Source organism: Alistipes sp., assembly GCF_048465575.1.
Lineage (GTDB): Bacteria > Bacteroidota > Bacteroidia > Bacteroidales > Rikenellaceae > Alistipes.
The window spans coordinates 44,553-56,616 of the sequence record NZ_DBFWLG010000030.1; the positions used below are offsets into that span (position 1 = coordinate 44,553).

A 12,064-nucleotide genomic window follows, 5' to 3' on the forward strand; every position below is an offset into this window, starting at 1 on the left:
ACGGCCCGCCGGGGATTTCCATTGCTGCTGTGCCGTTACAATCCGGCGTGCGTCGCCAGGTACCACGCCGTCTGTTTGTGGGCGTCGGCGTATTTCGAGGAGGGTTCGCTGGTGTTGACGCCCGAGTAGTGCTTTACGGGGTGCATGCCCGTTCCGGGACCCGGGGCTTTATAGGGGTTGTAGACCGAGTAGAAAGCGGGCGTGGCAAGCCGGCAGGCAGGGGGAAATGCCTTGTCCAATTGTGCGGCGAAATCGGTCCGGAGCGCCGTGTCGTCGCATGCGAGCGCGACGTAGTGGCCCAGGTCGTAGAACAGGTGCGTGCCCATCCCCTCGTAGTACTGAAGCGCGGCAGGGTCGAAAGCCTGCAAGCCCGATTCGTTGATGCGGCGCACGACCTCGGCCAGCGGGGCGATCTCGGATAGGACGGCCAGCGAGATGCAGCCCGAGCGCGCATTCGTGTCGACACTCTGCCAGTCGTCGTTGTAGAAGCGGTAGAACTCCTCGCAGACCCGTTGCAGGTCGTATGCAGCCCCCTCTTGTGCAAAAAGATAGGGCAGCGTGCGGTCGTAGGGGAATCCGGCGCCCATGATCTCGCAGGGCGAGGCGATGTAGTAGTCCACCGCCTCGCGCAGGTCGTAGATCGTTTCGATGCTGGCCATGAAGCAGGCGTCGAACAGCAGGTAGTCGAACCGGTAGTTCAGTGAGCGAAAAGCCTGGGACAGTTGGTCGATGTCGAGCTCGTTGCGCGCGTCGCCGAACGAGCGCGTTACCAAAGCGCCCGGTGCCGGGGCGGGCCAGCCGGCCTCCTCGTCCGTCCGATCCGGACGGAGCGAATAGCTGCTCATGGCCCCCTCGCTGGCCGGAATCCACGCCTTGCCGTGGCAGCCGATGATGAGGCCGTACCGCGCGGCGGGGGCAAAGGTCTGGATGTCGGCGAATACCTCCGCCACCGAGGAGGTGTTGTCGGCCGAAAAGCGGGGGTAGGATTTCAGCAGCACCGTCCGACTCTCCTGCGTGGCGTAGTCGTAGCTGATTTCATACAGCTCGGCCTCGTAGAGCGACTCGGGCTGCCAGCACACCAGCATCCGCCCGTCGCCCGGTACGCGGGCGCTGACCGCCTTGCGGATTCCCTCGATATTTCTCTTGTAAAACGTGTTCAGGCTGCGCCCGGGCATGTAGAGCAGCACGGTCTGCGGAGCCGTGACGGGACCTTGCAGCACCTCGACCGTGCGTTCGGTGCCGTTGGCCGCGTAGTGGAGCGTGATGCGGCCCAGCGTACGGCGGTATTTGCCGGGATTGTCTTCCGTGGCGGTTACCGTGACCAGGGTCTCGCCCCTGGAGCCGCCGGGCGACGAGGCGGTGAATCCCTCGCCCGTGGCCGTGAGCGACCATTCGCCCAGGGCCGTCACGACGAACGTGGTCTGGGAGCCTTGCGCGCCGGCGAGCAGCAACTCCGGCTGTACGCGGATCCACTCCCGCTCGGGCACCGGGTCTTTGCCGCAGCCCGTGAAGAGCGTCAGCGTCAGTAGCAGTGAGGCAAGGCGGCGGATCATTTGTAGACGCGGGGTTTGAGGTTGTTGAACTGCCAGGTGCGGTCTCTTTTATATGTGTAGCCCTCGGGCTTGTTCCAGTAGACGCGGCCGAAATCGAAATAGAATCCCTTGCGCTTCTTCCCGTCGACGACATAGGGGGTCATGAGGGGCACGAATTCGACCGTGCGGCTGACGATGCGGGCCTTGTCGTAGGGAAGCCCCTCGGCCGAGAGCACGTCGAGCGCGTGGTCGAACATCAGCACGTGGCGGGGCGATTTCTGCGTCAGCCCGTCACCCGATGCGAGGATCGTTCTCAGAACACCGTGCATGCGGTCGGACCAGGCCTTTTCCTGCTCCCTGTCGCCCAGCGCGCCGTGGGCGTAAGCCACCAGGTTGAGGACCTTGGGGCTGAACGGATCGCGCGCCTGCGCGTCGCGGGCTACCGTGAGCAGCGCTTCGAGCGTCTCCCGGTTGGGGTTGTCGGGATCGAGACCCGAGGCCAGCAGCAGCAGTTTGTCCATCGCCGGATTGCTTTCGAGGGGCTTGTACCCGTCCTGGTAGGCGTAGCCGTAATAGAGGTAGTGGTACTCCTCGTCGGTGAGCGAAGAGCCGCCCGCGTTGTAGCGCATCATCAGCGACGGGTAATAGTAGGGCGACGAGGCGTCCATCGTCCGGTCGAGAATATCCTCTTCGACGGGAACTTTCGCCACGGCCAGCGCCGGGAGCGCCGCGAGCAGGAACAACAGTCTTTTCATTCGGTTCTGTTTTTTTCTCAAACGCGAAATCAGTGCAAATCGTATTCGGCGATCAGCGTACGGAACCGTTCGCGCAGAGCGGCGGAGCCCTCGACCAGCGGCAGGCGCATCGTGGGGCCGATCAGTCCCATCGTCGCCAGCGCGCATTTCACCCCCGTGGGGTTGCCCTCGGCGAAGAGCGCGCGCACGGCCTCGTCCAGCGCGGCGTATTCGCGGCGCGCCGCCTCGAAATCGCCCGCCTTGGCGTGGCCGACGCACTGCATGAAGCGCCGGGGAAAGGCGTTGGCCGCCACCGAGATCACGCCGTCGCCGCCCCGCTCCATCAGGTCGAGCGTCATGCCGTCGTCGCCCGAGAGGACCAGCAGTCCGTCCGAGCGGCTGTCCAGGATGCGCTGCATCTGGCCGATGTCGCCCGAGGCCTCCTTGATGCCGACGACGTTGTCGAAATCCGAGGCGATGCGCAGCGTGGTCTCGGCGGTCATGTTGACCCCCGTGCGGCCGGGGATGTTGTAGAGGATCACCGGCAGCGGCGAGTGCTCCGAGACGGTGCGGAAATGCTGGTAGAGGCCCTCCTGCGAGGGCTTGTTGTAGTAGGGCGTTACGCTGAGGATGGCGTCGGCGCCGCGCAGGTCGAACTCGCGCAACTGGTCGAGCACCTCCGAGGTGGAGTTGCCGCCGCAGCCCATCACCAGCGGCACGCGCCCGGCGATCTGGTTGGTGATGAACATGGCGATCACGGCCCGCTCGGGCATGTAGAGCGTCGGCGTTTCGGCCGTGGTGCCCAGCGCCACGATGTAGTCCACGCCGCCGTCGATCACGTAGTCGATCATGCGGGCCAGCGCCTTGTAGTCGACCTTGCCGTCTATGGTAAAGGGAGTTACGAGGGCGACTCCCACGCCTGCGAGTTTGTGTCGGATCATAGTCGTTTCTTCATAGTATGGTTCGAGGTGCAAGATAGCTTTTTTTTGTCAGAACAGCGAACCCTGAGCGGGCTGTTCCGCGATGGGAGTCCCGTCGGCGATCAGAGCTTCGAACTCCTGTTCGGAGATGATCTTTATGCCGAGTTTTTCGGCCTTTTTCAGCTTCGCGGGTCCCATGTTCTCGCCCGCGACGAGGTAATCCACATTGGCCGAGACGGCCGAGAGGTTGCGGCCGCCGTGCAGTTCGATCAGCTCTTTCAGCTCGTCGCGGCTGTGGTCGGTGAACTTGCCGGAGATCACGAAATTCTTGCCGCGGAGGTTTTCCGAGGCCAGCTGCCGCGCTTCGGACTCGAACCGAAGGCCCGCGGCGCGCAGCCGGCGGATGATGCGCAGGTTCTCCTCGTCGGCGAAATAGTCGATGATGGCGTCGGCGATCCGTCCCCCGACCTCGTCGGCCTCGGTCAGTTCCTCGCGCGTGGCCTGCATCAGGGCGTCGAGCGAGCGGAAATGGTCGGCCAGGTAGCGGGCCGTCGTCTCGCCCACGAAGCGGATGCCCAAGCCGAAGAGCACGCGCTGGAAAGGCACCTCCCGGGAGCGGTCGATCGAACGGATGATGTTTTCGGCCGACTTTTCGCCCAGCCGCGGGAGGGGTGCGAGCTGCCCGGCCCGCAGATCGTAGAGGTCCGAGATGTCGTGCACGAGGCCGTTCTCGTAGAGCAGTTCGACGGTCTCTTCGCCCAGCCCCTCGATGTCCAAGGCCCGGCGGCGGATGAAATGGATGATGCGGCCGATGATCTGGGGCGGACAGCCGCTCTGGTTGGGACAATAGTGCTTGGCCTCGCCCTCGTAGCGCACCAGCGGCGTGCCGCACTCGGGACAGACGGTGATGTAGCGAAACGGGCGGCTGTCGGCGGGGCGCTGCGAAAGATCGACCCCCGTGATCTTGGGGATGATCTCGCCCCCCTTTTCGACCGTGACCAGATCGCCCGGGCGGATGTCCATCAGGGCCATCTGCTCGGCGTTGTGCAGCGTGGCGCGCCGCACGGTGGTACCGGCCAGCAGGACGGGTTCGAGGTTGGCCACGGGGGTGATGGCCCCCGTGCGGCCGACCTGAAAGTCGATGCTCGTCAGGCGCGTCTGCGCCTCTTCGGCCTTGAATTTGTAGGCCACGGCCCACTTGGGCGCCTTGGCCGTGAATCCCAGTTGGCGCCTGACGGCGAAGCTGTCGACCTTGATGACCACGCCGTCGGTCGGGAACGGCAGTTCGCGGCGCGCCCGGTCCCAGTAGGCGATGTAGTCGTCGATTTCGGACGCCGTGCGGCAGATGCGCATTTTGTCCGAAACCTTGAAGCCCCACTCGCGCGCCTTTTCCAGGCTCTCGGAATGGGTCTCGAACGGCAGGTCGTCGCCCGAGAGCTGGTAGAGCGTGCAGTCCAGCCCGCGGCGCGCCACCACGGACGAGGCCTGCTGCTTGAGCGTGCCGGCGGCGGCGTTGCGGGGGTTGGCGAAGAGGGGCTCGCCGGCGGCTTCGCGCTCGGCGTTGATCTTGTCGAACGAGGCGTAGGGCATGAGTATTTCGCCCCGGATTTCGAAATAGTCGGGCCAGTCGCTGCCGCGCAGGATGAGCGGCACCGAGCGCACGGTGCGGACGTTGGCCGTTACGTCGTCGCCCTGGACGCCGTCGCCGCGCGTCACGGCCCTCACGAGCCGCCCGTGCTCGTAGGTGAGCGAGATGGCCGTGCCGTCGAATTTCAGTTCGCACACGATGTCCGTCGGTCCGGCTTCCCGCTCGATGCGCTCCAGAAACTCGTGCAGCTCGTCGAGCGAGTAGGTGTTCGAGAGCGAGAGCATTGGGTAGCGGTGGCGGACGGTTTCGAATTCGGCCGTCAGGTCGCTGCCAACACGGACCGTGGGGGAGTTGGGGTCGGCATATTCGGGGTGGGCGCGCTCCAGCTCCTGCAATTCGTGCATCAACGTGTCGAATTCGAAATCGGAAATTTCGGGGGCGTTTTCGACGTAGTATTTGAAGTTATGCAGTTCGAGCTGCCGGCGCAGATTTTCGATTCTTTGTCGTATCATAGGACAGGTATAGCATTGTAAAGGTACATAATTTGTTCGGAACGGAGAGTAAATTCAAAAAAAATGCAAAAAAAATTTTCGGATGTGGTGCGATATGCAAATTTTGCGTATACTTGCAGAAAATTTCGTGCTTACTATCATGACCAAACAGAATACCGCGAAGAAACATATCGTTACGAGTTTCCACAATCTTACGGCGGAAATGCAGGAGGCTGTAAAGGGAAAGTATCCGCTCGGATTCGTCGATGCGATGATACGCGTGGACAAGCCCAGCGGCGATTTTTTCTATGCCGTTCCTTTCGATACGGACGAGGTGGCCTATCTGGTGAAGATCGATGTCAAGGTGGACGACAATCCCCACGAGGAGGAGGACAAGGACTACTACGACGACGAGATCAAGGGTGCCGACGAGATCCAGGACGACGGCAGCCAGGATGGGGGCGGCGACGCGGACGACGAGGTCAATATCTGACCCCGGCCGTGCGATATTTCCTTTCCCTGCTTCTGCTGTTCTGCGCGACCGCCTGCGGCCTGGCCGAGAGCGAGCGCGACGAGCGGAACAAGCGAAATTACCTCACATTTTCCGATCCGGCTTTCGAGGCCTACTGCCTCGAGGCTTTCGACACCGACCACGACGGCCGCATCTCGCGCTACGAGGCGCAGCACGTGCGGGCGATCGACTGTCCCGACCGCGGTATTGCCCGGATGAATGTGATCGGGGAGTTCACGCGCCTGGAACGGCTCGATTGCAGCGACAACCTCCTCGAACAGCTCGATCTGGCGAACTGCACCCTGCTGCGCACGATAGATTGCAGTTCGAACCGCCTTTTCGGGCTCGATATAAACGGACTGCGCGGGCTGACATCGCTCGATTGCAGCGATAACCTGCTGACGCGGCTCGACCTGAAATCCAACTCCTCGCTCGCGCAGCTCGACTGCGCACACAACCTGCTCACGACGCTCGACGTATCGGCTTGTTCGCTGGTGCTCCGTGCCGATACGCGCAGCAATCCCGACCTTACGACGGTCTACTGCCTGGCGCAGCAAAGCATCGATTTCGACGGGCCCACGCAGCTGATCCTGCGCTGAACGTGCGGTTGAAAACCGGTCGGGCGATCCTATGCATAGGATCGCCCGGCTGCTTTTTTATCCGGCTCCGAAGCCCGGTGCGTCGACGGGAATTGCCGGGCCGGAACAGTGCCCGGTTCGCAGGGCCTATGTTTCGGTTCCCGCGCTGCTCGCTCGGGACGACACTGTTCGCCCTGGTCTGCGCGCGCTCTGGCAGAACCCCTCCTGGCCGGGACCTTGTTTCGGTTCCGGCGCTCTTCCCCGGCCGCCGATCCCGCCGACCTCCCCGGCAAGGCGCTCCGACCGCTCCATCCGGGCGCAAACACGCAGCATGCAGCCCCGGTTTCCGCACCGGGCGCGAAGCCGTATGTGCCGTGCGGGCCGGGATAGCGGTTAAATTTTAACTTTTAATTCTTCATTTTTAATTCTTTTTGTATCTTTGGATGCAAAAAATGTCTTTTGCAGCATAAAACTTAACCGCAAACAATGAAAAAAGTTGACGTTATCCTCGGCCTGCAATGGGGTGACGAGGGCAAAGGGAAAGTCGTGGACGTGCTGACGCCCTCCTACGAGGTCGTGGCGCGTTTCCAGGGAGGCCCCAATGCCGGACACACCCTGGAATTCAACGGCGAGAAATACGTGCTCCGCTCGATTCCCTCGGGAATTTTCCAGGGCGGCAAGACCAATATCATCGGCAACGGCGTGGTGCTGGACGCCATCCTTTTCCGCGCCGAGGCCGAAGAGCTGGCCCGCAGCGGGCACGATCTGAAGCGGCAGCTCTCGATCTCGAAGAAAGCCCACTTGATCCTCCCGACGCACCGCATCCTCGATGCGGCTTACGAGGCGGCCAAAGGCAGTGCGAAGATCGGCACCACGGGCAAGGGCATCGGTCCGACCTATACGGACAAAGTGAGCCGCAACGGCATGCGCGTGGGCGACCTGCTGAGCCCCGATTTCGACACGCTCTACGCCCAGGCCAAGGCGCGCCACGAGAAGATTCTCCGCAGCCTGGGCTATGAATACGACATTGCGGAACTGGAGAAGCAGTGGTTCGAAGCCGTCGAATACCTCAAGGGTTTTCGGATCATCGACAGCGAGTATTTCGTCAACGATGCGCTGCGCGAGGGCAAGAGCATCCTGGCCGAGGGGGCGCAGGGTACGCTGCTGGACGTCGATTTCGGATCGTATCCGTTCGTCACCTCCTCGAACACGGTCTGCGCCGGGGCCTGCACGGGGCTGGGCGTGGCGCCCAACCGCATCGGCGAGGTCTACGGCATTTTCAAGGCCTACTGCACGCGGGTGGGCAGCGGACCGTTCCCCACGGAGCTGTTCGACGAGACGGGCGAGCGGCTCTGCGAGATCGGCCACGAGTTCGGCGCCGTCACGGGACGCCGCCGCCGCTGCGGATGGCTCGACCTGGTGGCGCTCAAGTACTCGATCATGATCAACGGCGTCACGCAGCTCATCATGATGAAATCGGACGTGATGAACACGTTCGAGACGATCCGCGTGGCCACGGCCTACGAGATCGGCGGCCGGCGCACCGGGGAGTTCCCCTACACCGTAACGGACGACCTGCGCCCGGTCTACACCGAATTCGAGGGGTGGCAGTGCGACCTGCGCACCTGCCGCCGCTACGAGGAGTTCCCCGAGGCGTTCCGGCGTTACGTCGAGTTCATCGAGCGCGAAACGGGCGTCCCGGTCAAGATCATTTCGGTCGGCCCCGACCGGGGGGAGACCATTGTACGGTAATTAAAATTAAGAATTAAAAAATAAGAATTATCGGGTAGGGAGTGATCTACATCCGCATTCCGGCCGCGATGCGACGAGTTCCCTCCGAGGAGGGGATTTAGGGGAGGGTCAGAATCGGATACGCGGCGGAACGCGACTACGACACCGACAGATATACCGCAGACAAATATCGTTAACACATATCTATAATGCTACAAAACCTCAAAATTCTTGTTCTGGCAAAGCAGGTGCCCGATACCCGCAACGTGGGTAAGGACGCGATGACCCCGGAAGGTACGGTCAACCGCGCGGCACTGCCCGCCATCTTCAACCCCGAAGACCTCAATGCGCTCGAAATGGCCCTCTCGCTCAAGGACCGCATCCCGGGTTCCACGGTCCATATCCTGACGATGGGTCCGCAGCGCGCCGCCGACATCATCCGCGACGCCATGTTCCGCGGCGCCGACGGGGGTTACCTGCTCTCCGACCGCAAATTCGCGGGTTCGGACACGCTGGCCACCTCCTACGCGCTTTCGTGCGCCCTCAAAAAGATTCAGCCCGGCCTGATCGTCGCAGGCCGCCAGGCCATCGACGGCGACACGGCGCAGGTCGGTCCCCAAGTGGCCGAAAAACTGGGACTGCCGCAGGTGACCTATGCCGAGGAGATCGTCGAAATCAAAGACGCATCGCTTGTCATCAAGCGGCGTCTGGGCAACGGCGCCGAGACCGTGGAGTGCCCGCTGCCGGCGGTCATTACGGTCAACGCCTCGGCTCCCGAGTGCCGTCCGCGCAACGCCAAGCGCGTAATGACCTACAAGGGGGCGCTTTCCGCATCGGAGATCGCCGCCGATCCCCAGTCGCCGGCCGCCGTGCGTGCGGCGTCCAAACCGGCGCTTCGGATCGTCGAGTGGACCGCCGCCGACGTCGATCCCGACGAGCAGCAGCTGGGTCTCACAGGCTCGCCCACCAAGGTCAAGAAGATCGAGAACGTGGTCTTTCAGGCCAAGGAGGCCAAGCGCCTCACGGCGTCCGACGAGGAGATGAATTCACTGATGGTCGAACTCATTGCGAGCCATACGCTCGGTTAACGCGCTTTTGAAAAGATGAACAACATTTTCGTATATATCGAAATCGAGGAGGGCCGGATTGCCGACGTGAGCCTCGAACTGCTGACTAAGGGCCGCGAACTGGCCTCGAAATTGGGTGTCGAGCTCGACGCCGTGGTGCTGGGCGAGAACCTCGCGGGCATCGAAAAGGAGCTGGCCAAATACGGTGCCGACACCGTCTGGGTGGCCGACGACCCGGTTTTCGCCCCGTTCCGCACGCTGCCCCATACGGCCGTCATGTGCGGCCTGATCCGCGAGGAGAAACCCCAGATCGCCCTGTTCGGCGCCACCTGCATCGGCCGCGATTTCGCGCCGCGCGTCTCCTCGGCGCTGTACAGCGGCCTGACGGCCGACTGCACGCAGCTCGAAATCGGCGACCACAAGGACCCCAAGACCGGCACCGAATACAAGGACCTGCTCTACCAGATCCGTCCGGCGTTCGGCGGCAACATCATCGCCACGATCGTCAACCCCGACCACCGTCCCCAGATGGCGACCGTCCGCGAGGGCGTGATGCGCAAGGAGTACGCCCCGACGCCGGGCCGCGGCGAGGTGAAGCGGATCGACTGGCGCAAATTCGTCAGCGATACCGACTTGGCGGTGCGGATAATCGACCGCCAGATCGAGGAGCGCAAGATCGACATCAAGGGTGCCTCGATCATCGTGGCGGGCGGCTACGGCATGGGCTCGAAAGAGAATTTCCGCCTCCTGCACGAGCTGGCCGACGTGCTGGGCGCCGAGGTCGGCGCCAGCCGCGCGGCGGTCGATGCGGGCTTCACGGACCATGCGCGGCAGGTCGGTCAGACCGGCGTCACGGTGCGTCCCAAGCTCTACATCGCCTGCGGCATCTCGGGCCAGATCCAGCATACGGCGGGCATGGAGGAGTCAGCGATGGTCATTTCGATCAACTCCGATCCCGAGGCGCCGATCTGCAAAATCGCCGACTACGCCATCACGGGCGACGTGGGCGAGGTGATCCCCAAGATGATCAAGTACTACAAACAGAATTCGAAATAGTTTCGGTCTCCGAAGCGCTTTCCCTGTCGCATGCGTCGCTGGTCGGGCCTGCGGGAAACGGGCTCTTCGGAAAACGAAACAAACGAGGAAAAAATATGGCTAATTTCTTTTCAGATAACAAGGATTTGCAGTTCCACCTCCAGCATCCCGCGATGCGCAGGATCGTGGAGCTGAAAGAGCGCAATTTCGCCGAAAAGGCGCTCTACGACTATGCACCGCAGGATTTCGAGGATGCGATGGACTCCTACCGCCGCGTGCTGGAGATCGCCGGCGAGGTGTGCGGCGAGGTGATCGCACCCAACGCCGAGGAGGTCGACCACGAGGGTCCGCGCGTAGTGAACGATCATGTGGAGTACGCTTCGGGCACGGTCGAGAATATGAAAGCCATCGTCGATGCGGGGTTGAGCGGCATGACGCTGCCGCGCAAGTACGACGGGCTGAATTTCCCGCTCGTCTGCTTCGTCATGGCCAATGAGATGGTCGCGCGCGCCGATGCGGGCTTCGAGAACATCTGGGGCTTGCAGGACTGCGCCGAGACGCTCAACGAGTTCGCCTCGGAGGAGATCAAGCAGAAATTCCTCCCGTGGGTCTCGGCCGGCGCCACGTGCGCCATGGACCTCACGGAGCCGGACGCCGGTTCGGACCTGGGTGCCGTGATGCTCAAGGCCACGTGGTCCGAGGAGCGGCAGACCTGGCTCTTGAACGGTGTCAAGCGCTTCATCACCAACGGCGACGGCGACGTGTCGCTGGTGCTGGCCCGCACCGAGGAGGGTACCTCCGACGCCCGCGGCCTCTCGATGCTCGTCTACGACAAGCGCGACGGCGGGGTGAAGGTGCGCCGCATCGAGAACAAGATGGGTATCAAGGGGTCGCCCACGTGCGAGCTGGTCTTTACGAACGCCCCCGCCCAGCTGGTCGGCGACCGGAAGATGGGCCTCATCAAGTACGTCATGTCGCTGATGAACGCCGCCCGTCTGGGGATCGGCGCGCAGTCGGTCGGCACGTGCGAGGCCGCCTACCGCGAAGCCCTCAAATACGCCCACGAGCGCGAGCAGTTCGGCAAGCCGATCATCCGCTTCGCCGCCGTCTCGGAGATGCTCTCGAACATGAAAGCCAAGTTGCAGGGCGCCCGCGCACTGCTCTACGAGACCACGCGCTTCGTCGAGATTTACAAGCAGTACGGCCATATTTCGCACGAACGACCGCTCGAAGCCGAAGAGCGCCAGGAGATGAAATTCTACAACCGCCTGGCCGACGGGTTCACCCCGCTCGTGAAGCTCTTCTCGTCGGAATACGCCAACCAGCTGGCCTACGACGCCGTGCAGATCCACGGCGGTTCGGGCTTCATGAAAGACTACCCGTGCGAAAGGCTCTACCGCGACGCGCGCATCATGAACATCTACGAGGGCACCTCGCAGTTGCAGGTCGTGGCGGCCATCAACGCCGTCACCAAAGGCACATTCCTGGAGCAGATCGGGCGCTACGCCGCCCAGAGCTACTCCGAGCCCATGCAGCCCGTGGTCGACAAGCTCGCAGAGTTGACGGCGAAATTCACCGAAATGACGGCGCACGTCGAAGCCGGGGACAAGGAGCTCGCAGGCTTCAAGGATTTCCACGCCCGCCGGCTGGTCGAGACCGCAGGACATATTATCATCACCTACCTCCTGGCACGCCAGGCCGGAGAGTGCCCCGAGGAGTATGCCGCATCGGCCCGCATCTTCTGCAAACTGGCCGAGGGCAAGATCGCCGAGGCGCACACCTGCGTGATGAACTCCACGCTCGAGGATGTCGAGCTGTTCCGGGCCGTCGCGCAGGAATAGTCCGCAGTCCATGCAGGAAGAAAGGAGCGCAACCCA

Annotated in this window: 10 protein-coding genes; 6 read left to right on the forward strand and 4 right to left on the reverse strand. The window is 62.7% G+C overall.

Annotation, left to right across the window (positions count from 1 at the left end; all coding sequences use genetic code 11):
* Positions 1–35: 35 nt before the first annotated feature.
* From ACMQ11_RS08355 to ligA, 4 genes are read right to left on the reverse strand one after another with little or no spacing between them, the layout of a single operon-like run.
* On the reverse strand, positions 36–1,553 hold the full coding sequence (locus ACMQ11_RS08355) for a clostripain-related cysteine peptidase (protein WP_418992309.1): 1,518 nt from the start codon (positions 1,551–1,553) through the stop codon (positions 36–38).
* Complete coding sequence (locus ACMQ11_RS08360; protein ID WP_418992310.1) at positions 1,550–2,287, reverse strand: DUF4919 domain-containing protein; 738 nt, start codon at positions 2,285–2,287, stop codon at positions 1,550–1,552. Before ACMQ11_RS08360 ends, ACMQ11_RS08355 begins: the two co-directional genes overlap by 4 nt.
* A gap of 29 nt (positions 2,288–2,316) precedes the next feature.
* Positions 2,317–3,207 carry a 4-hydroxy-tetrahydrodipicolinate synthase gene (gene dapA, locus ACMQ11_RS08365; protein ID WP_418992311.1) on the reverse strand — a complete coding sequence of 297 codons (891 nt, stop codon included), beginning with the start codon at positions 3,205–3,207 and terminating at the stop codon, positions 2,317–2,319.
* 48 nt (positions 3,208–3,255) lie between these two features.
* Complete coding sequence (gene ligA / locus ACMQ11_RS08370; protein ID WP_418992312.1) at positions 3,256–5,286, reverse strand: NAD-dependent DNA ligase LigA; 2,031 nt, start codon at positions 5,284–5,286, stop codon at positions 3,256–3,258.
* A gap of 139 nt (positions 5,287–5,425) precedes the next feature.
* Here ligA and ACMQ11_RS08375 point away from each other — a divergent pair, with 139 nt between their 5' ends.
* From ACMQ11_RS08375 to ACMQ11_RS08400, 6 genes are all read left to right on the forward strand, one after another.
* Positions 5,426–5,758, forward strand: coding sequence for a hypothetical protein (locus ACMQ11_RS08375; RefSeq protein ID WP_418992313.1), 333 nt, complete (start codon positions 5,426–5,428; stop codon positions 5,756–5,758).
* Between the two features lie 8 nt (positions 5,759–5,766).
* Positions 5,767–6,375, forward strand: coding sequence for a leucine-rich repeat domain-containing protein (locus ACMQ11_RS08380; RefSeq protein ID WP_418992314.1), 609 nt, complete (start codon positions 5,767–5,769; stop codon positions 6,373–6,375).
* A 465-nt stretch (positions 6,376–6,840) separates the two neighbouring features.
* Positions 6,841–8,106: an adenylosuccinate synthase gene (locus ACMQ11_RS08385; RefSeq protein WP_418992315.1), complete on the forward strand. Its 1,266-nt coding sequence runs from the start codon at positions 6,841–6,843 to the stop codon at positions 8,104–8,106.
* Positions 8,107–8,294: 188 nt separating this feature from the next.
* Positions 8,295–9,173 carry an electron transfer flavoprotein subunit beta/FixA family protein gene (locus ACMQ11_RS08390; RefSeq protein WP_418992316.1) on the forward strand — a complete coding sequence of 293 codons (879 nt, stop codon included), beginning with the start codon at positions 8,295–8,297 and terminating at the stop codon, positions 9,171–9,173.
* Between the two features lie 15 nt (positions 9,174–9,188).
* A complete protein-coding gene (locus tag ACMQ11_RS08395) occupies positions 9,189–10,208 on the forward strand; it encodes an electron transfer flavoprotein subunit alpha/FixB family protein (protein WP_418992317.1) in 1,020 nt (339 codons plus the stop codon).
* A gap of 95 nt (positions 10,209–10,303) precedes the next feature.
* On the forward strand, positions 10,304–12,028 hold the full coding sequence (locus ACMQ11_RS08400) for an acyl-CoA dehydrogenase family protein (RefSeq protein WP_418992318.1): 1,725 nt from the start codon (positions 10,304–10,306) through the stop codon (positions 12,026–12,028).
* Positions 12,029–12,064: the final 36 nt, after the last annotated feature.